17 protein-coding genes are annotated in these 23,519 nt (G+C 65.1%); 8 read left to right on the top strand and 9 right to left on the bottom strand.

Annotated elements, in window-relative coordinates:
* Positions 1–75 precede the first annotated feature (75 nt).
* A complete protein-coding gene (locus AC3WJR_RS03425) occupies positions 76–975 on the top strand; it encodes a hydrogen peroxide-inducible genes activator (RefSeq protein WP_354279978.1) in 900 nt (299 codons plus the stop codon).
* Between the two features lie 76 nt (positions 976–1,051).
* The gene (locus tag AC3WJR_RS03420; protein ID WP_492722302.1) at positions 1,052–1,759 is read left to right on the top strand and encodes a fasciclin domain-containing protein; all 708 of its coding nucleotides are present in this window, start codon (positions 1,052–1,054) and stop codon (positions 1,757–1,759) included.
* Here AC3WJR_RS03420 and AC3WJR_RS03415 read toward each other — a convergent pair.
* From AC3WJR_RS03415 to pgsA, 3 genes are read right to left on the bottom strand one after another with little or no spacing between them, the layout of a single operon-like run.
* A complete protein-coding gene (locus AC3WJR_RS03415) occupies positions 1,756–2,196 on the bottom strand; it encodes a molybdenum cofactor biosynthesis protein MoaE (RefSeq protein ID WP_492722300.1) in 441 nt (146 codons plus the stop codon). The genes AC3WJR_RS03420 and AC3WJR_RS03415 overlap by 4 nt on opposite strands.
* Positions 2,197–2,203: 7 nt before the next feature.
* Positions 2,204–2,461 carry a molybdopterin converting factor subunit 1 gene (gene moaD, locus AC3WJR_RS03410; protein ID WP_492722298.1) on the bottom strand — a complete coding sequence of 86 codons (258 nt, stop codon included), beginning with the start codon at positions 2,459–2,461 and terminating at the stop codon, positions 2,204–2,206.
* A 3-nt stretch (positions 2,462–2,464) separates the two neighbouring features.
* Complete coding sequence (gene pgsA / locus AC3WJR_RS03405; protein WP_277969676.1) at positions 2,465–3,031, bottom strand: CDP-diacylglycerol--glycerol-3-phosphate 3-phosphatidyltransferase; 567 nt, start codon at positions 3,029–3,031, stop codon at positions 2,465–2,467.
* 167 nt (positions 3,032–3,198) lie between these two features.
* Here pgsA and AC3WJR_RS03400 point away from each other — a divergent pair, with 167 nt between their 5' ends.
* Positions 3,199–4,488: an MFS transporter gene (locus AC3WJR_RS03400; RefSeq protein ID WP_354279970.1), complete on the top strand. Its 1,290-nt coding sequence runs from the start codon at positions 3,199–3,201 to the stop codon at positions 4,486–4,488.
* A 49-nt stretch (positions 4,489–4,537) separates the two neighbouring features.
* On the opposite strand, the gene AC3WJR_RS03395 is transcribed toward AC3WJR_RS03400, so the two are convergent.
* Positions 4,538–4,744 carry a hypothetical protein gene (locus tag AC3WJR_RS03395; RefSeq protein ID WP_492722295.1) on the bottom strand — a complete coding sequence of 69 codons (207 nt, stop codon included), beginning with the start codon at positions 4,742–4,744 and terminating at the stop codon, positions 4,538–4,540.
* Positions 4,745–4,892: 148 nt separating this feature from the next.
* Between AC3WJR_RS03395 and AC3WJR_RS03390 the strand changes: the two genes are divergently transcribed.
* From AC3WJR_RS03390 to AC3WJR_RS03380, 3 genes are all read left to right on the top strand, one after another.
* Positions 4,893–6,683, top strand: a complete 1,791-nt coding sequence (locus tag AC3WJR_RS03390) for a sensor domain-containing diguanylate cyclase (RefSeq protein ID WP_492722293.1) — start codon at positions 4,893–4,895, stop codon at positions 6,681–6,683.
* A 43-nt stretch (positions 6,684–6,726) separates the two neighbouring features.
* The gene (locus tag AC3WJR_RS03385) at positions 6,727–8,415 is read left to right on the top strand and encodes a M28 family metallopeptidase (RefSeq protein ID WP_492722291.1); all 1,689 of its coding nucleotides are present in this window, start codon (positions 6,727–6,729) and stop codon (positions 8,413–8,415) included.
* 310 nt (positions 8,416–8,725) lie between these two features.
* Positions 8,726–9,742, top strand: coding sequence for an alpha/beta fold hydrolase (locus AC3WJR_RS03380; RefSeq protein ID WP_492722289.1), 1,017 nt, complete (start codon positions 8,726–8,728; stop codon positions 9,740–9,742).
* A 3-nt stretch (positions 9,743–9,745) separates the two neighbouring features.
* Here the strand turns inward: AC3WJR_RS03380 and AC3WJR_RS03375 are convergent, their stop codons facing one another.
* From AC3WJR_RS03375 to AC3WJR_RS03365, 3 genes are all read right to left on the bottom strand, one after another.
* The gene (locus tag AC3WJR_RS03375) at positions 9,746–11,710 is read right to left on the bottom strand and encodes a glycoside hydrolase family 127 protein (RefSeq protein WP_492722287.1); all 1,965 of its coding nucleotides are present in this window, start codon (positions 11,708–11,710) and stop codon (positions 9,746–9,748) included.
* A 69-nt stretch (positions 11,711–11,779) separates the two neighbouring features.
* Positions 11,780–12,571, bottom strand: coding sequence for an IclR family transcriptional regulator (locus tag AC3WJR_RS03370; protein ID WP_492722285.1), 792 nt, complete (start codon positions 12,569–12,571; stop codon positions 11,780–11,782).
* 29 nt (positions 12,572–12,600) lie between these two features.
* Positions 12,601–15,030, bottom strand: a complete 2,430-nt coding sequence (locus AC3WJR_RS03365; RefSeq protein ID WP_492722283.1) for a glycoside hydrolase family 95 protein — start codon at positions 15,028–15,030, stop codon at positions 12,601–12,603.
* Positions 15,031–15,217: 187 nt separating this feature from the next.
* On the opposite strand from AC3WJR_RS03365, the gene AC3WJR_RS03360 reads away from it, so the two are divergent.
* On the top strand, positions 15,218–16,228 hold the full coding sequence (locus tag AC3WJR_RS03360) for a zinc-binding alcohol dehydrogenase family protein (RefSeq protein ID WP_492722281.1): 1,011 nt from the start codon (positions 15,218–15,220) through the stop codon (positions 16,226–16,228).
* Between the two features lie 2,340 nt (positions 16,229–18,568).
* On the top strand, positions 18,569–20,587 hold the full coding sequence (locus AC3WJR_RS03355) for a family 43 glycosylhydrolase (protein ID WP_492722279.1): 2,019 nt from the start codon (positions 18,569–18,571) through the stop codon (positions 20,585–20,587).
* 22 nt (positions 20,588–20,609) lie between these two features.
* Here the strand turns inward: AC3WJR_RS03355 and AC3WJR_RS03350 are convergent, their stop codons facing one another.
* Together AC3WJR_RS03350 and AC3WJR_RS03345 are read right to left on the bottom strand one after the other, a co-directional pair.
* The gene (locus tag AC3WJR_RS03350; protein WP_492722277.1) at positions 20,610–21,635 is read right to left on the bottom strand and encodes an aspartyl/asparaginyl beta-hydroxylase domain-containing protein; all 1,026 of its coding nucleotides are present in this window, start codon (positions 21,633–21,635) and stop codon (positions 20,610–20,612) included.
* Positions 21,636–21,898: 263 nt separating this feature from the next.
* Positions 21,899–23,464 (bottom strand): alpha-N-arabinofuranosidase, encoded by a 1,566-nt coding sequence (locus AC3WJR_RS03345; RefSeq protein WP_492722275.1) that lies wholly within the window; start codon positions 23,462–23,464, stop codon positions 21,899–21,901.
* Positions 23,465–23,519: the final 55 nt, after the last annotated feature.

The following is a 23,519-nucleotide window of genomic DNA, read 5'->3' as shown; positions in this document are numbered from 1 at the left end:
TGCCATCTTCATATAGGGCCTAGTTTAATCGATCCAAGTGGTTATTTATCCACCAGTGATCGATTGGAGCAATGAGTGGCCACCTACCTACCGACGTTGAAACAGCTGCAATATCTCGTGGCGTTGCAGGACCACGGGCATTTCGGACGCGCGGCGGAATCGTGTTTCGTGACGCAATCGACCCTGTCCGCGGGGCTTCGCGAGCTCGAAACGCTGATCGGCGTGACACTGGTCGAGCGCACGCGGCGAGTCGTTCGGTTCACCCCGCTCGGCGAACGGATCGCCGAAAAGGCGCGCCGGGTGCTGCGCGAAGCCGATGAGCTTGGCGACATGGCGCGCGCTGCCGGTCGGCCATTGTCGGGGGAGATGCGGATGAGCGTCATCCCGACGATCGCGCCGTTCATGCTGCCGCGCATTCTCCCACGGCTGCGGCGCGACTATCCCGACCTCAAGCTGTTCCTCCGCGAGGAACCCAGCGGGCCGGCGTGCGAGGGGCTGCACCACGGACGCGCGGATTGCGTGCTGCTCGCGCTGCCCTTCGCGTGCGGCGAAGTGGATTCGGAAGTTCTGTTCGAGGATCGACTGTTCGTGGCGGGCGCACCCGACGAGATGGGCGATGCCACGCTCGCGATGCCAGCGGGCGAGATCGACGAAACCCGGCTGCTGCTGCTCGAGGACGGGCATTGCCTGAAGGACCATGCGCTATCCGCCTGCGCGCGCCCCGAATTGCGCGCTGAAGCGACGATGCTCGGCACCTCGCTCCACACGATCGTGCAGATGATCGACAATGGATTGGGCCTGACGATGCTGCCCGAAATGGCGCTCAAGGCGGGGATCCTCGATCATACCGGACTGATCGCCCGGCCGCTCGACGCGAGCAGTCCATCGCGCAAGATCGCGCTTGTGTGGCGGCGGGGTTCGCCGCGGGAGAAGGACTTCCAGCTGCTCGCCACGGCGCTGGCGGACGCGGCCTGACGAAACCATTTCGTTGCTCAACCGTATTTATGCTGCGCCGCCCCCAGGGGTCGCCATCATTTTCACGGAGAGCCTTATGACCCTCAAGAACACTTTCTATGCCACGGCAATGGCCAGCGCCCTCGCAATCGGCGCTGCCGCCACCGCGCAGACCGCAACGCCCCCGGGCGCGCCCGCAACCGGCATGCAGCAGGCCCCGACCGCGCCCACGACCGGCACGCAGACCGCACCCGCACAAGGCGCTCCCAACGCTGGCGCACCGGCAGCAGGCACACCCGCCGCCCCGGCTGCAACGACCAATCCGACCGTCGGTGGTGCCGCAATGGATGCGACCAAGACGATCACGGACAACGCAGCGGCTGCGCCGAACCTCAGCACGCTGGTAAGCGCAGTTAAGGCAGCTGGCCTTGCGACGACGCTGTCGGGCACGGGTCCGTTCACGGTGTTCGCGCCGACTAACGATGCATTCACGCGTCTGGCACCCGGCACGGTCGACACGCTGATGAAGCCCGCCAACAAGGCGACGCTGGCCAAGGTCCTGACGTATCACGTCGTCCCGGGCACGATCACGCTTGCCGACCTGCAGCAGAAGGCGACCGCCGGTGGCGGGAAGGTCGTGCTGACCACGGTCGAGGGTGAGCCGCTGACTGTCGAGATCGCCAACGGCGCAGTCGCGCTGACCGACGTCAACGGCAACAAGAGCTATGTCGAGACGCCGGACGTCCGCCAATCGAATGGCGTCGTCCATGTCGTCAACGGCGTGGTCCTGCCGAAGCTGAACTAAGCCTTCCACCGCGCGGCGGCGGCATCGTCGCTGTCGCGCGGTTCTACCCAGCTGGTCTCGCCCCCGCGCGTTTCCTTTTTCCAGAAGGGCGCCTCGGTCTTCAGGCGATCGATCAGGAATGCGCAGGCCTCGAGTGCCGCGCCACGGTGGCGCGCTGCCGTTCCTACGAACACCACGATCTCCCCCGGATACATGTCGCCGACACGGTGCGTGATCCGTGCACCGATAAGCTCCCACCGCGCGATCGCGCCGTCGGCAAGCGCCTCAAGCGCGGCTTCCGTCGCGCCGGGATAATGTTCGAGCGACAGCGTCGCGACATTGTCGTCGCTGCGGACGAGACCGACGAATGTCGCAATGCCCCCCGCCCCGCTCGCTGAAATCGTGGCGAACTCGACGCCCGCGTCGATGATCGCTTCGCTGACCGTGACCGTCATCATGCGCGCGTCACCCGCCCGTGACTGGAGGAAAGATTGCGACTTCGCGTGCGTTGCCCAGCGGCGAATCGAGCGCGACGAACACCTGATCCACCGCCGCGCGCAGCCGTTGCCGGTCGACAAAGGCGGCGGCATGCACCGCGCTGTCCGCCGCCAGCCAGTCGATCAGCTGCGCGACCGTGGTCACGGTCTCCGGCGGCGAGACGGTCTCGCTCGCCTTCCCGATCCGTTCACGCACCCACGCGAAATACAGCAACTCTATCGTCAAGGTTCAGTCCATATGCTTCAGGCCGACGCGCAGGTAATCCCAGCCCGTCACCAGGGTGAGCGCTGCCGCGCCCCATAGGGTGATCAGCCCGACCTGATCGACCCACGGATAGGCGGTGAGCGCCCCGCCGAGGATCAACGCGCCAAGCGATACGAGTTGCAGCGTCGTCTTCCACTTTGCGAGTTTCGAGACGGGCACGGAAACCTGCAACTGCGCCAGGAACTCGCGCAGCCCCGACACCGCGATTTCGCGCAGCAGGATCACGAGCGCCGCGATCTGGTGAATGCCCGGGATGATCGCGGGTTCCGGTCCGCGCGTGCCGACCAGCAGCAGGATGACCGCGGCGACCATGATCTTGTCCGCGATCGGATCGAGGAAGACGCCGAGCTTCGACACCGTGCCTTGCGTCCGCGCCAGATAGCCGTCGAAATAATCGGTGATTCCCATCAGGCAGTACAGCACGAACCCCGCTGCATAGCCGTCGAGCCAGTCCGGCCACCACAGGAACCACGCGAGCAAGGGGATCGCGACGATACGCGACAGGGTGAGGAGGTTGGGGAGCGTCAACACCCGCCTGCTCTAGCTCTGTGGGCCGCGCGGCGAAAGCCCGCGATGGTAAATCGTGTCGCCCAAGGGGTTTGCCGATTGGGGGTTTGCAGATTGGCGGGTTGCCGCTTGGCGGAAGGGTGGGCTATGGAGCGGGCTTATTCCCGCCACATCGAGGCAACGATCCCATCATGCACAACGCGCTCGGCTTGCTGAAGGAGCGCCGTTTTCTCCCGTTGTTCGTCACCCAGTTCCTCGGCGCGCTCAACGACAATCTGTTCAAGACGGTGATGGTGCAGTTCGCGATCTACAAGATCTTCGCGGACCCCAAGCTGGAGCAGAATTTTACGGCATTGGCGACAGCCCTCGGCATCCTTCCGTTCTTCCTGTTCTCCGCGCTCGCCGGACAGCTGGCGGACACGAACGACAAGGCCAAGATCATCCGCATCGTGAAGACGGCGGAGATCCTGATCATGATCGTCGGCGCGGGGGGGCTGCTGCTCGCATGGACCGGCTATTCGACCGTCGGGCTGGTGATGATGCTGTTTTCCACGCTGTGCTTGGGGATTCACTCCGCTTTCTTCGGGCCGATCAAATACGCGATCCTGCCGCAGCATCTGCATGAGGACGAAGTCCTCGGTGGTACCGGTCTGGTTGAATCTGCGACCTATATCGCGATCCTGCTAGGCACGATCCTCGGTGGCTTCATGGCGGTGCAACACGCCGCGATCGCGGTTCTAACGATTGCGGTAGTCGGCTGGCTGGTCTCGTTCAAGGTCCCCCCGGCCGCGCGCGAGGGCAAGGAACTCGTCGTCAACTATAACCCGTTCACGTCCTCCTGGCGGCTGATCTCGGGGACGATGCACATCCGCCGCCTGTTCCTCGCGATCTGCGCGATCAGCTTCTTCTGGACGATGGGATCGATCCTGATCATCGTCTTCCTGCCGCTGGCGAAGAACGTGCTGACCGCGAACAACCACGTCTTCACGCTGATGACCGCGCTGTTCTCGATCGGCGTCGCGGTCGGATCGGTGCTGATCAACTCGCTGCTCAAGGGGCATACTTCGGCCAAATACGCGCCCGCCTCGGTGCTTGCGATGGGTGGATTCGTGGTGTTGTTCTCGCTGCTTGTGCGCGGCTGGCCGGTGGCACCGGTCGGCACGCTGTACGATCTGGCAAGCTTCATCGCGATCCCGCGCGCGATCCTGCTGGTGTCGGTGCTGATGGGGATCGCGATCACCGGCGGGATGTTCGTGGTGCCGCTGTACGCATTCCTGACGACGACGGTGTCGAAGGACGAGACCGCGCGCACCGTGGCGGCGAACAACGTCGTCAACGCGGGCGCGATGACGATTGGCGCGCTCGGCGTGCAGGGGCTGACGCTGCTGGGCGTCACGCCCGACAACATGCTGCTGGTGGTCGCGGCGATGTGCCCGGTCTCGGCGTGGATCGCGTGGAAGCTCCACGTTGCCTGTGATTGACCGGGCCTGCGATTGACCGATCCGGGCTGCGCCGGACCGGACGCGTCCCTTAAAAGATAAACGTGTAGAAGCAGACGAAGAAGGCGGAGAAGCTCAGCACGAAGAGCTTCACGTCCTCCTCGTCGCGCACGCGAGTCCGCGCGATGCGCTGAGCGGCGATAGCCTGTCGGAAAGGATGGCGGGCGCCGGATGCGGAAAGCGGGAGGGTGCGTTGCATGATGCTAGTTAACGCTTTGTTTACGATTTCAGCCAGCATCCGTTGCGGTTAACGGACGTCCAAAATCGGGACTCGGCACCCGCCCGAATCCTCGACGTATCCGCCCACCACACGACCTGTCGCAATAGTTCACTGACGGATCAGCTTGTTAAGACGTCGTTGACCAACGGTCGTGTTAACCAGTGGCATGAGTATCCGGCGTATCCCCTCCGAACATACGGTGGCGTTCCTGTTGGGCGTCGTGTTCTTCGCGGTGGCCACGGCGTCGGTCAGCTTCGCGCGGTTCGATGGCGGAGTCGCCTATGTCTGGGGTGCCGCCGGACTGTTGCTGGCCCGCCTGGTGACCTTGCCGATCAACCGCTGGCATTTGCCCTTGCTGTGGTGTGGGCTGGGTTGCGTGCTGGAGATCGCGGTGTTCGGGCTCGGCTGGCGCGCGGTTCCGGCGCTGACGCCGGTGCTGCTGCTCGAACCGGTCCTTGCGGCGATGCTGCTCCGCCGCGTGCTGGGGCCGGGGCTGCACATCGCGACGGTGCGCGGCATGCTGTGGTTCATCGGGCTTGCCGGGATCGTCGGGCCGCTGGTGTCGGGGGTGTTCGCCGGCGCGATCGTCGTTTTCTACGCAAACGCACCGTATTGGACCAACCTGCTCCACTGGGTCGTCGCACACGGGCTCGGCGCGGTGCTGGTCACGCCGATCGCTTATGTCGCGTTCAACCCGGAATGGATCGGCCGTATCAGCCATTGGAAACGCAGCGACCTGTTCGCGAACACCGCGCTGTTGCTGGTGGTCGCGGCAACGTCGGTGTTCGTCTTCTACCAGAAGACCGCGCCGATCCTGTTCCTGCCGCTGCTCCCGATGGTGCTGGCGACGGTTCGCGGCGGACGGATGGCGGCGATCGCCAGCGTCATCATCGTTGGCGCGACCGGCGCGGTGCTGACCGCGCAGGGCCGCGGCCCGATCAACCTGATGCCGGGATCGACGGGTGAGAAGACGTTGCTGCTGCAGGGGTTCATCGCCTGCACCGTCCTGCTCGTGCTGCCGGTCGCGTCGCTGCTGACGCAACGCCGGATCATCGCGGAACGCTGGCGCGAGAGCGAGGCGCGCTATCGCACGATCGCCGACAGCCTGGGCGACGCGATCATCGACGTCGCCGCCGACGGGACGATCCGCTACGCATCGTCCGCGATCGCGGGAATGACCGGCCTGCCCTCCGATGCCGTCGTGGGCAGCAGCGCGCAGGACTTCATCTTCGCTGACGACGCGCCAACCGTCGCCGAAGCCTATCGCCAGGCGCTGGAGACCCCGGGCCGGGCGGTCATCGTGCAATATCGCGGCGCACCCGTCGACGACGGCGAGCGTCGCTGGTTCGAGGCATCGATCCGCGCGGTGACCGCGCAGGGCGAGGCGCTGGGCATCGTCGGGTCGATCCGCGACATATCGGACCGCAAGAGCCTGGAACTGTCGCTCACGCGCGAGGCCCGGCTCGATCCGCTGACCGGGCTGGCGAACCGGCGCGCGTTCCTCGAGCAGCTCGAACAGCGTTGCGCGGCAACGCCCTCCGCCTCGCCCAACGTGCGCGCGGGGAGCCTCGCGATCCTCGATCTCGATCATTTCAAGCGGATCAACGATCGCTTCGGCCATCCGGCCGGCGATGCGGTGCTCCAGGCGGTGGCAACCGAAGCGATGCGCTTCTGCCGCAGCCACGATCTGGTCGCGCGGATCGGGGGCGAGGAGTTCTGCGTCATCTTCGGCGGCGCGACCATGGCGGATGCCGAGACCGCTGCGGACCGGCTGCGGCAGGCGATCCGCGCGCTGCGCATCCCGATCGGCGACGGCCAGACGATCACGGTCACCGCGAGCATCGGCCTGGCCGAGATCGTCCCCGGCGGTGCCGCGCCCGAGATTCTCAAGCGGGCCGATACCGCGCTGTACGAAGCCAAGCGGCACGGGCGCGACCAGTTGCGGATCGCTGCGTAAAGCCGTTGGCGACGGCGAAAAGGTCCCCTAAGCAACGGGAATGATGAGCCCCTTTCCCCGTCGCCGCAGCCATTCCCTCCGTCGTCTCGCGGCCTTGCTCGCGGTTTCCACGGCAATCCCGCTCGCGCCCGTCGCCGCCCAGATGAAGACCGACGCCGCGCGGATCGAACAAAGTGTCCGCACGCTCGCCTCGGACACGTTCGAAGGCCGCGCACCGGGGACGCGTGGCGAGGACCGGACGCTCGGCTATCTGATCGCGCGGTTCCAGTCGCTCGGGCTCGAGCCCGCCGGGACCGATGGCGGATGGGTCCAGAAGGTCCCGCTGATCCACACCCGGCTCGGCACGCCGCGGACGATGCGGTTCGATGCGGCCAAGGGTCCGCTTCCTGCCGAGCAATCGAAGGAGATCTACGTCTCCACCATCCGCCCCGATGATGCGGCAAAGATCGCCGCCGCCCCGGTCGTCTTCGTCGGCTACGGCGTGAACGCGCCCGAGCGGAAGTGGGACGATTTCAAGGGCACCGACCTCAAGGGCAAGGTCGTCGTGATCCTGGTCAACGACCCCGATTTCGCCGCCGCCAAGGGCGAGCCCGTCGCGGGGACGTTCGGTGGCCGGACGATGACCTATTACGGGCGCTGGACCTACAAGTTCGAGGAAGCCGCGCGGCAGGGCGCGATTGGCGCGCTGATCGTCCACGATACGCCGGGCGCGGGGTACGGCTGGAACGTCGTGGTCAGCAGCGGCGGCGAAAATTACGACATTGTGCGCGACCCGTCCAAGCTGACCAGCCTTGCGCTGCAGGGCTGGATCGAGGGCGACGCCGCATCGCGCGTTTTCGCGGCGGGCGGGCTCGATCTCGCCAAGATGCGGATCGAGGCGCGCAAGGCGAGCTTCCGTCCGGTGCCGCTCAAGGGCGTGACCTTCACCGCCGACGTGCCCGTCCAGCACGAGCAGGTCGACAGCTACAACGTGCTCGCGCGCATCCCCGGGACCGAGCGGCCCGACGAAGCGGTGATGTTCGGCGCGCATTGGGACGCATACGGGTCTGGCAAGCCCGATGCGCAGGGGCGGATCTACCGCGCGGGCGCGAATGACGATGCGCTGGGGATCGCGGGCCTGTTCGAGATCGCGCGCAACATGAAGGCCGCGACGCCGCCCAAGCGCAGCGTCGTATTCGCCGCCTGGACCGCGGAGGAACGCGGACTGCTCGGATCGGAATATTATGCGACGCATCCGACCATCCCGATGGCGAAGACCGTCGCCAATCTGACGATCGACATCCTGCAAACCGCGGGGGCCGCAAAGGACGTCGTGCTGGTCGGCGCGGGGCAGAACAGCCTCGAAGACGACATGGCACGCGTCGCGGCGACGCAAGGCCGTCACGTCACGCCCGAGGGCTTGCCCGAGCGCGGGCTGTTCTACCGCGCGGACCACTTCTCGTTTGCCAAGCAGGGCGTGCCGACGCTGCTGCTGATGGGGATCGCGGGGGCGTCCGACATCAAGCAGGGCGGCGTCGCGGCGGGGCAGGCGTGGATCGATGCCTATACCGGCAAATGCTACCATCAGGCCTGCGATGCGTGGAGCAGCGACTGGAAGCTGGACGGGGCGGTGCAGGATATCGACCTGATCGGCACGATCGGCACACAGCTCGCCAATTCGACCGCCTGGCCGATGTGGAAGGCCGGGTCCGAATTCAAGGCAATCCGCGACAAGACCCGCCCGACGCGCTGAACGATTCGGCACCCGGGCTTGTCTTGGGGGCCGCGGTCGGTTGCGCTGGCACGCGCTGCCTTACCTTGAAACTCTTCCCCGGCGAAGGCCGGGGCCCAGGAGCGGAGGTCGTCGTAGCTTGGCACAACGCGCGCATTACGACCGCCTCACTCCTGGGCCCCGGCCTTCGCCGGGGAAGCAGAAATGAGAGAGGGTAGCGACGGAACCCCGGAACGTCGGTATCGGTCGCCTCCCGCCCCGTCGGAACGCCCTGCCCTCCGCAAGCATTAGGGATCCAACGTCGCTGTGCGGCGGAACGAAGGACCCCGATATGCGCGCTATCCCCGCCCTGCTGTTGCTCGCTGCCGCATGGACCAGCGCGGCCGCGGCGCGCGACGTCCCGGCCGCCCCCGCGGTAACGCCCCTCGGCGCGAACCTCGAAAAGTTCGACTACCCCTACCCCGTCCAATGGTTCGACGCGCAATCCCAAGGCGCGCCGGTACGCATGGCCTATCTCGACGTCCCCGCAACAGGTCAGGTGAACGGGCGGACGGTCGTGCTGCTCCACGGCAAGAACTTCTGCGCGGCGACATGGCAGGAAACGATCGGCGCGCTGTCCAAGGCAGGCTACCGCGTGATCGCGCCCGACCAGATCGGTTTCTGCAAATCGTCCAAGCCGGCGGGCTATCAGTATAGTTTCCGTGCACTCGGTGCGTTGACGGCAGGGCTGCTCGACAAGGCGGGGGTCGGCAAGGTGACGCTCGTCGGGCATTCGACCGGCGGCATCCTCGCGGCGCGGTTCGCGCTCAGCTATCCCGACCGGGTCGATCGCATCGTGCTGGTCAACCCGCTCGGCCTCAACGACACGCTGGCGCAAGGCGTGCCCTATACCGATCTTGGCGCATTGCGGCAGGAGGAAGCCAAGACCGACGCCGCGTCGATCAAGGCATATCAGTTGCGCAACTATTATCACGGCGCATGGCGCCCGGCCTACGACCGCTGGGTGGCGATGCTCGCGGGGCAATATGCGAGCCCCGACGGCGACACCGTCCGCGATGCGCAGGCGCGCCTGTCGGACATGATCGAGACGCAGCCGGTCGCCGCCGAACTCGACCGGATCACCGCGCCGGTCACGCTCATCATCGGCCAGCGCGACCTGACCGCCTTCCGCGCCAACACCGCACCCGCGGCGGTACGCGACCGCGTCCTGACGGTCCCGCGCGCCGCCGAGGGCGCGGTCGAGCGCTTCCCCCATGCGCGCCTGATCCGCATCCCCGACGCGGGCCACGCCCCGCAGGTCGAGGACCCGGCCGGGTTCAATGCGAAGTTGCTGGCCGAACTGCGCTGACCGCTAAACCGCGGCGGGGCGGACCTTCCAATAGGTCGCGTAACGGTCGTGCGCGACCCGGTGGTACGGGACAAGGCGGACCGCGCTCTGATCTTCCGACGCGATCGTGAACTCGAGCGGCGCTGCACCGGGGCGAACTCGTGCCGCGATCGTATCCGGAAGCCCCGTCAGGGTCGGCGGGGTGAACGGCGCGTCGTTATACTCACCATATTTGCGCTCGCTGACGATGATGTCAGCGTCCTTCGCCAATCCCTTGGTGCCGAACACCCCGGCCAGCACGATCGGCCCATAAGTGAACGCCACCACGTCCGGCGCGGCGGGTGCATGGTCGGTCGCGACTTCCATCGCGAGGCGCAGTTCGACCGTATCCCCGTCGCGCCACGTCCGCGCGACTTTGACGTAGCTGCCCGCGGCATTCGACCGGACGGTCTCCACCCCGTTGACGAGCACGGTCGCGGTCCTGCTCCAGCGCGGGTGGCGCAATTGCAGCGTCAGTTCGGTCGGTCGTCGCAATGTCCAGCGAAGCGTCGTCGTCGGCGAATCCGGGAAAGTCGTCACCTGCCGCAACACCGCCCCCTTCTCGCGCCACGTCACCGACGAGGGAACGAACAGGTTCACGTACAGCGCACGATCGTCGTGAAAGTAGATCGAGTCGCGATATTTGACGTGGTTTTCCATCCCCGTGCCGGTGCAGCACCAGAAGGAATGCTCAGGCGTGTGGTACAGCTTCATGTAGCCGGGCCGCGCGCCCTGGAAATAGGTTACCATCCCCGAATCCGGATCCTGCGACGCGAGGATGCCGTTGTAGAGCGTCCGCTCGTAATAATCGGCATAGTCCGCCTGCGGGTTCTGCAGGAACAACGCGCGGGTCAGCTTGAGCATATTGTGCTGGCAGCAAGTCTCCGACCCCTTGGCCGAAAAGACGTGCTGCTCGAAATCCGCCATCGGGAAGAAGTGCTCGTTGTCGCCGTGCCCGCCGGTCGCGAACGAGCGCGTCAGCGCGACGGTCTTCCAGAAGAACGCGGCGGCATCGCGGTATTGCGGGTTGCCGGTCACTTCGTAGACGCGCTGGAAGCCGATGATCTTGGGCACCTGCGTATTGGCGTGCATCCCGTCCAGACGGTCGCGTCCAAGCGCCAGCGGCTCGAGGATCGCCTTGTGCGAGAAGCGTTCGGCCATCTCGCGATAGGCGGGGTTGCCGGTCATCACGAACAGGTCGGCGAAGGTCTCGTTCATCCCGCCATGTTCGGTATCGAGCATCGTCTCGAACTGCGCGGCCGTCAGCGGGCGCGTCGCCACCACCGCCCAGTCGGCCATCCGCAGCAGGACCGCCTTCGACGCGGCGCTGTCCGCGAGCAACGTCGCATCGCGCAGGCCCGCATAGACCTTGTGCAGCGTGTACCACGGCACGCCGGTGATCTTGTCGCCGCGCAGATGCGCCGCGACCAGCGCCGCGCCATCGGGAAACGCACAGACCAGCCCCGTCTTGGCGGCATCCTGGCACGCCGCGAGTTCGCCCGCGATATAGTCGATCCGCTGCTTGAACTGCGGCTCGCGGGTGGAACGATACGCCAGCGCGCATGCCGACAGATAATGGCCGAGCGTATGCCCGTGGCAGTTGATGTCCGCCCACTGCGCTTCCGATTCCCAGCCGCCATAGACGGGGGCCTTGGGCTTCAACCCGGCGTTGACGCGGAAATTGTGGAGCATCCGGTCGGGGCTGAGGCTCATCAGATATGCGATCGTCTTGCGCTGCGCATGGAGGAACGGTCCTTCGGACAGCTCGACGTCGGCAAGATCGAACGGCTGCAACGCAGCCTTGGGGCGCGGGCCGGTCGTGGCGGAAGGCTGCGCCGCGAAGACCACGCCCGGCATCCCGGCGAACATTCCCGCGACCAGCCCGCCCGCGCCCGAACTGGCAAGGAAGCGTCTGCGCGTGGCGCCAGTACGGCGGGTCTCGATCGTCATGATACACTCCTAGGTCGTGCCGTTAAGACGGCATCGTTGTGGTGCAGGGGATAGTCCCGGGGTCCCGGATCACCCTAACCGATTGGCGCGATACCCCAAAGTTTCCGAAATGCGCGCCACCGCCGCATGCAGCATCGCGCGGGCGGCTTCCGCGTCCACCTTCTGCGATCCGTCGATCAGTTCGAGGAAGGGAATGGTGAGCGCGGCGGCGACGTTGCCGTCGAACCCGAAGACGGGGCAACTGATGTCGGTCACGCCGTGCGTGATCGGGCTTTGTCGACGATCATAGCCACGCGTGCGGATCAGCGCGAGCTGCTCCGCCAACCGCGTACGATCGATCGGGTCGGCGCGGTCCTGCTCGGCTGCCGCGAGAATCTGTCCGGCGCGCGTCTCGCTCGAAAAGGCGAGCAGGACTTGTCCGGAGCAACTGTTGACGATGTCGATCTTGGCGCCGACCCGCAGCGAAAACCCGCGGATGCCCGGCTGCTGCTCGCATGCGATGACCAGGCCGCTACCGGCGTTGGGCACGACCAGATGGCACGACTGCCCCGCATCCTGCGCCAGCCCCTGCATCTGCGGCAAGGCGGCGCGGGTGATGTCTTGCGCGGGCGTGGCGCGATAGGCGACCTCGAGCAATTTGTACGCGACCGTATAACGATCGGTCCGCGCCGACTTCTCGAGATAGCCAAGCCGTTCCATCACGATGATGATGCGGAACAGTTCGCCGACCGAACGCCCCAGCAACGTCGCCATCTCGCTGACCAGCGCGCCCTCGGGATGTTGCCCGAGCAATTCGATCACCTCGAACGCCTTCTCGATCGCCGGTGCGGTGTAGGTGCCTTGCGGGCCGCTTTGCTTCATCACTTCCCCGATGTGTTACGCCTGCCCGGTCACGCCCAGCGCCGCCGGTATTGCCCCGCCGTGCCGATCCGGGCCGTGAAGCTCTCTTTGCCAGCCCGTACCGCCACCGTCGATCCCGCGGGTCCGCGAATCGTCAGCGCCTGCGGCCGCCCCTGCCGCCATGTCAGGTCGACGCGCAGACCGCCGCGCGCGCGAAACCCGGTGATCGCACCGTCGGGCCACGCGCTCGGCAACGCCGGAAGCAAATGGAGCGTATCGCCCCACGACTGGAGCAGCATCTCCATGATCCCCGCCGCCCCGCCGAAATTGCCGTCGATCTGGAACGGTGGATGCGCATCGAACATGTTGGGATAGGTGCGCTTGGGGCCGAGCAGCCCGTTGAGGATGTCATGGGCGTGATCCCCTTCCCCCATCCGCGCCCACAGGCACAGCCGCCACGCGGTCGCCCAACCGGTCGACAGGTCGCCGCGCCGCCGCAGGGTGACCTTGGCCGCTTCGATCAGTTCGGGCGTATCGCGCACGTTGATCTGCCCGCTCGGATAGACCGCATAGAGATGCGAGACGTGGCGATGATGCGGATCGGGGGCCTGTTCGTCCCAATCTTCGAGCCATTCCTGCAACTGCCCCTGCGCGCCGATCCGGTCAGGCGCGATCCGCGCGCGCGCGGCGGCGACCGTCTCGAGCCACGCCGCATCGCGCTTCAGCCGCTTGCCCGCCGCGACGGTGTTGGCGAACAGGTCGCGGATGATCTGGCGGTCCATCGCCGGGCCGACGCATAGCGACGATCCGAACGGGTGCAGATTCTCGGGCGACACCGACGGCGATGTGACGAGGCCACGCCCCTTCGGATCCTCGATCAGCGTATCGAGGAAGAAGCGCGTCGCCCCCGCCAGCAACGGATACAGCCGCCCGAGCAGCGCGTCGGTGCGGTGATGATCCCAATGCATGAACAGCGTGTTGCACAGCCACGCTCCGCCGCACGGCCACAGCCCCCACAAAGGCCCGTCGATCGGCGCGCTCGCCCGCCACAGGTCGGTATTGTGATGCGCGACCCAGCCCCCCGCACCGTACATCGCGCGCGCGGTCCGTGCGCCGGTAACCGCAAGTTCCTCGGTCATCCGCAGCAACGGCTCGACGCACAGCCCGAGGCCCGCGGGGTCGGCGGGCCAGTAGTTCATCTCGGTATTGATGTTGATCGTATATTTGCTCCCCCACGGCGGGCTGGTCCCTTCGTTCCAGATCCCCTGCAGGTTCGCCGGCTGCGTGCCTGGGCGCGACGACGCGATCATCAGGTAGCGGGCGTATTGAAGGTACAGCGCCGCCAGCCCCGGATCGGTCCCGCCCTCCCCCGCCGAGATCCGCCGATCGGTCGGCAGTGCGGCGGCGGCGGGGTTGCTGCCGAGGTCGATCGTCATCCCGCCGAACAGCGCGGCATGATCTGCGACATGCGCGCGCCGGAGCGCTTCGTAGGATTTCGCCGCGGCCTCGGTACCGACCGAGCGGACGAGCGCGACCGGGTCGGCACGCTGATCCGTGGGCCCGCGGTAGCTCGTCGCGGCGGCGATCAGCAGAGTCACCTGCCGTGCGCCACGGACGGTGATCCCCGCAGCGCTGGCGACGATCCTGCCATCACCTTGGGCAATCACGCGCAACGCATAGGTCAGCCCCGCCGCGATCCCGTCGGACGCTTCGTTGCGGCCCGTGACCAGCATCGCATCCGTGCCATCGGCGGCGACCGTGACGCCGGGTCGCGCAGGCTCGGTGGTCTCGCGCTGCAGCCAGTCGGTCTTGGCGGTCGCAGGGGGGGCCGCACCCTCGACGAACTGCTCGCGCGGAACCGCGACCTTGCGCGGGCCGCGATACGCGAGGTCGAAATCGAGCGTCCCGCCCTCCGCGGTCAGCCGCAGCACAATCACCTGATCGGGTTCCGAGGCGAACACCTCGCGCGCATAGCGTTTGCCGCCGCCGCCATAGGTCGTGGTCGCGATCCCCGATGCGAGATCGAGCGATCGCCGATAGTCTTCGGGTCGCCGCGCATCGACGAAGGTCAGCAACAGGTCGCCGAGCGCACCATAGGGCATTTGCGACAGCGGCTTGGCCATCAGCTTCGCCGATGCCAGATCGGTCGCGTCCTTGTAGCGACCAGCCGCGAGCAACGCACGGACCTGCGGCAGCGCGGCCAGCGCCGCGGGATTGTCGGGGTCGTAGGGTGATCCCGCCCATAGCGTGTCGCTGTTGAGCTGGAGCCGTTCCTGCGCGACGCGTCCGAACACCATCGCACCCAGTCGACCGTTGCCGACCGGCAGCGCCTCGGTCCAGGCACCCGCCGGCTGGCGATACCACAGCATCTCGTCCTTGTGGCCGGTGCTTGTCCCGGCGGCGGCGACCGCGGGCAGCGCGCCGAGCGCAAGACCGGTCGCCAGCGTCTCGCGCCGCGTCAGTCCATCCGCAGTTTTCATGCGCCGCATCCTCCTCCCCTTGGCCGTAATCTCCACCGCCTGCCGCGATGGTTTGCCTGTCGAGGATTGTCCGGCACTATGCGGCAATAGTCCAGCGCCGGATTGCGCATATGATCGCTTGCTTGCATATACGCGACAAATTGTCGGACCCGACGCATGCCTGACTCTGTTTTTTGAGGATCGTACCATGAAGACCGTCGTTTGCCGGGAGCCGTTCGATCTGGCGATCGAGGATCGTCCCGCCCCCGCCGTGCGCGCCGGTGAGGTTCTGGTCCGGATACGACGCGTCGGCTTGTGCGGCACCGATTATCACATCTACGCCGGGCGGCATCCGTTCCTCGCCTATCCGCGCGTGATGGGGCACGAACTCTCGGGCACCGTCGAACAGGCGCCGGAGGGGTCGCCGCTGCGTCCGGGCCAGATCGTCGCGATCAACCCGTATCTCGCCTGCGGCACCTGCATCGCCTGCCGCAACGGCAAGCCCAACGCCTGCGTCAACATTAGCGTGCTCGGGGTGCATTCGGACGGTGGCATGACCGAACTGATCGCCGTCCCCGAAAGCGCGGTGCTCGACGCGGGCGACCTGACGCTCGAACAGGCCGCGATGATCGAGTTTCTCGCGATTGGGGCGCACGCGGTCGCGCGCGCGGAGGTTCCGTCGGGGGCGCGCGTGCTGGTGGTGGGGGCCGGGCCGATCGGCGTTGGCACTGGTCTGTTCGCCCGCTTCAACGGCGCGCACGTGACCCTCGTCGACACGCGCCCGACGCGACTGACGTTTGCGCGAGAGAAGCTCGGTTTCGACGCCACCGTCGAAGCCGGCCCCGACATGGCCGCCGCACTGGCGGAGGCCACGGGTGGCGAAATGTTCGATGCGGTGTTCGACGCGACCGGCTCGCTTGCCGCAATGGCGGGCAGCCTCGCTTATGTCGCGCATGGCGGGAAGCTGATCCTGGTCGGTGTCGCCCCCGGCGACCTGGTCTTCGCCGACCCCGAATTCCACAAGCGCGAGACAACGCTGATCGCCAGCCGCAACGCGCTCTCGGCCGATTTCGAGCGCGTCAAACGGGCGATGCTCAGCGGCGCCATCCCGACCGACGCGCTGCACACGCACAGTCTCGACGCGGATGACATCCCGGTGCGGATGCCCGAACTGATCGCCGAGGCCGACCACGTGCTGAAGGCGATCGCGCGCTTCTGAACGGGGGGTCGGAGCCAGTAGCGGACAATAGGCCGCTATCTACCGTTTGCTCCGACGACTGAACGTTGCCCACGTAAGGAAAGCCCATATTCCGCCAACCGGAAGGAGGCCTCGCGTGGCAAAGAACCAAGGAACGACTTCTGAACAGGGCCGCGGGTCTTTGGGGCTATCGCATGGGAAACTCAGGAGGCTGTGGGATACCCAGAGAAGACCGAGCAGTGCTACGCACGCAGCCGTAAAGGCAACATATGCTGCTATGGCAAAGATGCGTTTGCTCGTCACTTAGTCTGTTTTACATGCGTCAGTAGTAAAGGTCACCGGCAAGTTTAGGCATTGGGCGGAGCATGTGCTCTCTACCAGGTCATGACGTTCAGCCGCTACTGGCGTGGCAACCATTCATGAATAGCCGACTGGCAGCTTTCGGGTGTCCGAGCGGGCGGACTGCAAACGCCCATTTCCGGACATTCGCTAATAGCCGCGGCAGCCGCAGCATTAGACAGCCAGTTTCACACTTATGCGGTATATCGCCCCGCCTTATCAGGTATAGATGCTTTTGTAGCGAATTGGAGCCGACAGCATTGGGCTGATAATGGTAGACTCCGCCACTAAACTCTGCCCAATGTTACGATAAACCGTTATTCTCTCATACCGGTCGCCTATATACTTCGTCTCTACAATTTCATCATCTTGCCTGGCTGATACATCTATAACTTGGCCATCATTTATCTTCCACTTCACCGGTCCACCGTCTGAATAAACGTGGATTATTGGCCTAGGGCTATCGTCGCTGATCAAAATTCGACCTGCTACGATTGTAAATCTGAAAGTGTCCGTGGGCAGACTGGACTTGTATATTTTCCTACGGAGTTCAGGCCAATAGATGTTGAGAGGGTTCGGAGCGGCGTTCGCTATCACTCGCGCAGCATTATCGCTTTGTTTGCGGTCTAGGATATATGTTTTTGAGATTAAACTTTGCGCCGAGCTTGCAGGACTATGTGCAACAATGGCGATTGCGACCACAACCGGGAAAGTCCAACGATCCATCATACTTTCCTAACGCTTCGCTGATTGCAGAAGAAGTGTAGTGCTGATCCGATCCGCCGTATAGGTCGCCTTCGCCTGTCGCGGAGACCGCCAACATCCTTCGGAATCCGACGTTCGCGGCGATAGGACTGATTGTCCGCTACCGATGGGACAATATGTTTATCAATTCCGTTATGCTGGCGATGACGCAATAGGACGTCGCCCGCCAATTGCGGAATATCCGCTTGCCACCAGGACGGGACGTTCAAGCACTCTTAGCGTGCCGGCCGTTCCTAGAAGCTGACTGGCAGCGTTCAAGTGGCAATGCGGACGGACCGGAGACGCTCAATTGCGGACGATCAATCGCGCGGGTAACGGGGCGTATGAATAAGCTAAGACTCATTCACTTACTTATGCTTCCCGCTGCGACCTTAATGTCGTGCAATAGCCGGACCGACTCCGAGGTCGTGGCAATAATTGAAGCAAAGTGCGGCATCAAAAACGTTGTTAGCTTAGAGCACAATAGAGGCGACACGCCATGGAATGGCTGGTCGGCTATCCGCGAAAATCAACGGATTTCTGTAAGGAAGCAACTATGTGTGGAAAAGCAAACGGCACTCCTTGGCTACAATTATAGGCATCGGATTGCTCCCCCCAATCCAGGTTCGGAATGACTGTTTTCCACCACCTATCGCCGTTTAGACCCTTCGGCGGCGTCCATCGTGCCCGAAAGCCGACCGGCAGCTATCGGGCGGGAAAGCTGACGGTCCGCAAGCGCCCAGTTGCAGACGTAGGTGAGTGGATGCATCATCGTCGCCATGGCTCTTCTCCGAAGTCTCACCACCTCTGCCAAGTGGCTGGCGTTCGAGTTGGTCGCCTTGCTCGGTGCAGTCGCGTATGTCTTGCTTAGCAGCGCTCTGCCGGAAAGCGGCGCACAAGTGCTGGCGGGGATGGTTCTTATACTGATCGTGGCGGGCGTTGGTTATCGGCTAGTTCAGGTGCTGAGAGACCCTGTTGGCGCGATTCAACGACGACCCAAGAAGTGATCTAAGCGGAATTTCGGCACGTCTGCTTTCCACCACATTGCGACGTTCCGCCACTATGAACGCGACCACCGTTCCCAAAAGCTGATCGGCAGCTTGCGGGCGAACAAAGATGGTTTCGCAGAGGCCATGCTTCCGCAGAAAACGACCTGCGGAAGGCAGCCCATGCACCGGTCACGCCCGCGCGATCGGTTGCCAAGCCACCGGATCGCGCTATTACTCATACTAATGAAGCCGCGCCCTTGCAGCGCGAACCACGCGCGGGGAGAGACGTATGAAATGGTGTTGGCTCGCGAGCGTCGCCCTAGCCCTCCCCTGCGCGACCGTCCTCGACGCGGCCCCGCAACAGCCGCGCCCCGGCACCACCTGGACCGCCGACAACGGCAACGGAACCTTCACCAACCCGTTGTTCTTCGACGAATTCTCCGATCCCGACATGATCCGCGTCGGTGACGACTTCTATCTGACCGGCACCACCATGCATGCCATGCCGGGCCTGCCGATCCTCCATTCACGCGATCTGGTGAACTGGGATTTCGTCGCCTACGCGCTCGACACGCTAGACCTTGGCCCGGAATATCGGCTCGAAAACGGCCAGAACGTTTACGGTCGCGGCATCTGGGCGCCGAGCTTTCGCTATCACGCGGGCACCTTCTACATCTTCAGCAACGTCAACGGGCAGATGACCCAGATGCTGACCGCGCCCTCCCCGCGCGGGCCGTGGAAGCGCACGCCGATGAAGCGCAGCTTCCATGATCTGTCGGTGCTGTTCGACGACGACGGCAAGACCTACGTCATCTGGGGCTATCAGGAGATCCACCTCGCGCAGCTCGACCAAAGCCTGACCGACATCGTCCCCGGCAGCGAACGGATCATCATCCCCAAGGGCAGCGGGATGGGCGAGGGCTCGCACTTCTTCAAGATGAACGGCAAATACTTCATCACCAGTGCGGAATATGCCGGCCCCTTCCGCATGCCCGCCGCGCGGTCCAGTTCGCCGCTCGGCCCCTATGAGATAAACCCGTCGATCAGCCAGTGGGAGGATTTCGGCGAGCTGCAGGGCTACCGCGTCAAGGATGCGCGCGCCGAACCGCTGGTACTGACGCCGCCCAATCCGAAGGCGCGCGGCGGGCTGTCGCTGCATCAGGGCGGGATCATCCAGACGCCCAAGGGCGACACCTGGGGCTGGTCGATGTTCGAGGGCAACTCGGTCGGTCGCCTGACCGCGCTGTCGCCGGTAACGTGGAAGGACGGCTGGCCGTATTTCGGGCTCCCCGGCAATCTCGGCCGAACGCCGCGGACCTGGGTGAAGCCCGATCTGCCGACGACACCACCCCATGCGCCTTACGTACGAAGCGACACGTTCGACGGCCCCGGCCTGCGTGCCGTATGGCAATGGAACCACGTCCCCGTCCCCGCCGCCTGGTCGCTGACCGAGCGCAAGGGCGCGCTGCGGCTCCACGCTTTGCCCGCGACCGGCTTCCTGCAAGCGCGCAATACGCTCACGCAGCGCGCGATCGGTCCGCAATCCTCCCCGACGGTCGAGCTCGACGCGAGCGCGCTTAAGGTCGGCGATGTGGCCGGGCTGGGGCTGCTCAACCGGCCGTACAGCTGGTTCGGGGTGCGGCGCGATGCGACCGGGCTGACGCTGGTGCAGACCGACGAGACCGGCGGTGAGAAGGCGCGCATGCCGCTCCAGAACGCGCATGTCTGGCTCCGCAGCGATGCCGACTTCTCGACCGAGACCGCGCGCTACAGCTATTCGCTCGACGGGCGGCGGTTCGTGGCTTTGGGCTCACCCGTGCCGATGGCGTTCCAGCTGATCACCTTCCAGGGCGTCCGTTACGCTTTGTTCGCCTATAACGGTGGCGGCACCGCCGGTGGACAGGCGGATTTCCTGTCCTACACCCTCACCGAAGGCCGACCGGAAAGCCGACCAACGATCCCTTATGGCCGGACGGTCCGCTTCACGCCGGTGGGGACGAGCGACGCAGCCGGAATCCTACGCGACGGCGTGCGCGTAATCGACCACGGTCTCGGTCGCGTCGGTCTGGAACAGGGCAACCGTGCGCTGACGGCAGCAGCGGATGGCAGCGTGGCGTGGCAACCCAAGCGTGACGGGCATGACGCTACGCAAAGCTTCCAGTGGATGGAGAGCCTCAGCGGCGGTGCGATGCTGATGGCCTTGTCGACCAACCGCTATCTCCACCTGACCGACGCCGGCACGCTCCGCGCCGACAGCCCCGGCGTGACGGCGGACAATGCCGACCGGAGCCGCTGGACCGTCCGGTGATGTGACATTCCCCCGGCTGCGATCATTGCCCGCCAGCGTAAAGGCCCACTGACTCGAACAGGATCGTCAGCGCGGCGCGTTCGTCCGCCGAAAGCTCGGGGCGCCACACCTCGAACAGCAACACGACGCGCGTTGCGTCCGATCGATTCCACGCTTCATGTTCGATCGAATCGTCGAAGATCATGAGCTTTCCCCGTTCCACGGGCTCGATCTGATTGCCCACGCGCAACGTGCAGTCCGGTGGGACGATCAGCGGCAAGTGGCAGATCAGACGCGTATTGAGCATACCGGTGTGCGGCGGAATATGCGTGCCTGGCTGCAGGACGGAGAACAGCGCCATCGGAGATCGCGCGGCAATCACGGGCATCGGGACCTTCGCCAGCACCTCCAACGTGCGCGGAAACCGCTCGGTGGCATCTGGGACCGGGGCACCGTTTTCGATCAGGTGAAACGCGCTCCAGCGCGGATCGTCGAGCAGCGCGTGACCGCGGTTGGCCCGCGTCGGGTCCGCGCGCACATAGGGTGACAGGCCGGAACCCTCCTTCAATACCGCCCGAAGTTCGGCCTCAATGTCATCGGTTGCCGCCATCACATCGGCGGCCCAAACGAATTCGGTCGGTGGGAAGAATTGTCGGTGCGGCAAGCCCGGGAAGAAGAAGCTCGTCGGGCTCTGGAAATACAACTGCTTTTCCCCGAGCACGAGCGCGACGGCCTCGTCGAAGCGTGCGCCGGCCGGATGGGCTGCCATGGTGGCCCGGAGATGCGTCGCAAAGCGCTCGGCCATCCGCGCCAGCTTCGCCTGTGCCTGACTTATCAAGGCTTTGGTCGCGGGATCCGCCGCCTGCGCGCCTTGCCGCTGCGAAACGGCCAACTGATAGTAGGACGTTGCCGCACGGTCATCTGCGGCCCGATCTCCCTTCAGGATCAACGCAGCAACGTTGCGCGGCTCCATCGCGAGCACGTGATCGAGTGCCTGATCGACAAGGTCTTCGGCACCGGTCGCAATCCGCGCCTGCGCCAGGAGCAGCCACAATGCCGGGGTCGCCACGCCCGCCGCGGCGATATCCTCGAACAAGGCGCGGGCGGTCGCGACATCGCCCCGCTGCCATGCGGCCCATCCCGCCTGAGCGGTCGCGCGCTGATCGTCCTGTGCCATTCGTGGCAGCGTACACCGATATTGGCCAGCGTCACTGTCGCAGTTGACGTGCAGCGACATCTCCCGACCCAGCGTTTTGCCACGGCGCTTTGGAGGCGATGTCGTGACGCTCCGAACCAAGGACCGCGACGTTGCCGCCGCGGTCCCTCAGCCCATCACTTGATGTCGAGCATCACGATCGCCTTGGCCGGGATCGCGACCGTCAGCACCCCGCCCTGCAACGTCGCACCGGTGAAGGCGACCGGCTTGACCGTCTCCGGCGCATCGAACGTGTTGTGCGCATCCATCACGCTTCCCGTCAGGATCCGCCCCGACACGGTCGCCCCCGTCACGCCGTCTAGCTTGACGCTCACCGTAGTCGCACGGTTCGGGTCGACGTTGGTCAGCCCGACATGCACCACGCCGTCAGTCCCCCGCACCGCGCTCGCGCTGACCGCCTTCATCGTCCACTCGTTCTTGTTGTAATAATGCGACTGGACGTCGATCGGCAGGACCGTGCCGTCCTGATAGTCCTTGTACAGATCGAACACCCAATAGGTCGGCGTCTTCACCATCCGCGCGCCATCGGTCAGCAGCATTGCCTGGAGCACGTTGACCATCTGCGCGATATTGGCCCCGCGCACGCGGTCGGCGTGGCGGGCGAAGATGTCGAGGTTGAGGCTCGCCACCATCGCGTCACGCAGGCTGTTCTGCTGGTACAGGAAGCCCGGGTTGGTGCCCGGCTCGACGTCGTACCACGTGCCCCATTCGTCGATCAGCAGGGCGACCCGCTTGGCCGGATCGTATTTGTCCATCATCTTGGAATGGCCGACGATCAGCGCATCCATCCGCAGCGTCTTGGAAAGCGTGCGCGCCCAAGCGTCCTCGTCGAACCCGGTCGCCGCGCCTTTCTTCTTCCAGTCATAGGGGATCGTGTAATAATGCGCGCCGATCCCGTCGATCTGATCGCCCGCCTTACGCATCATCGTCTCAGTCCAGACGTAATCGTCGACGTTCGCGCCGCTGGCGATCTTGAGCAGCTTCTGGCCTTCAGGCACCTTGAGGAAGGTCGAATAACGCCGCGTGACGTCCGCGCCATAGTCCGGAAGCATGTTGCCGCCGCAGCCCCACAGCTCGTTGCCGATGCCGAACATCGTCAGCTTCCACGGCTCCTTGCGGCCATTGGCGCGCCGCTGGTTGGCGATCGTCGAGACGGTCGGCGAGGTCATATACTCGACCCATTCCGCCATCTCCTGCGGCGACGCCGTGCCGACATTGCCCGAGACGTAGCTTTCCGCGCCGACCAGCTCGGCATAGTTCATGAACTCATGCGTTCCGAACGCATTGTCCTCGGTCACGCCGCCCCAGTTGGTGTTGACCTTGACCGGACGCTTGCCGCGCGGGCCGATCCCTTCCCGCCAGTGATATTCGTCGGCAAAGCAACCACCTGGCCAGCGGATCAACGGAACCTTGATCGCCTTCAATGCGGCGATCACGTCGCTGCGATAGCCCTGCACGTTGGGGATCTTGCTGTTCGTGCCGACCCAGATGCCCGAGTAGATGCCCTTGCCGAGATGCTCGGCGAATTGACCGAACAGGCGCTTGTCATATTTGGGACCCGGGCGATCGCCGTGGACCGTCACCGTATCGGGCGCGGTGGCGGGGGCTTCCTGCGCGAGCGCGGGCATGCTCGCGCTGAGCAGCAAGGTGGCCAACGTCAGTCCGGCAAAACGTTTCATCATCCATTCCCTCTTTGATATTGCTGCAAAACCGCGCTGCCCCCGTGTCCCTACCCCC

It is taken from the genome of Sphingomonas sp. FW306-05-A, assembly GCF_058782275.1.
Note: the sequence above shows the minus strand (reverse complement) of the source record. Positions and strands in the feature narration are given on the sequence as shown.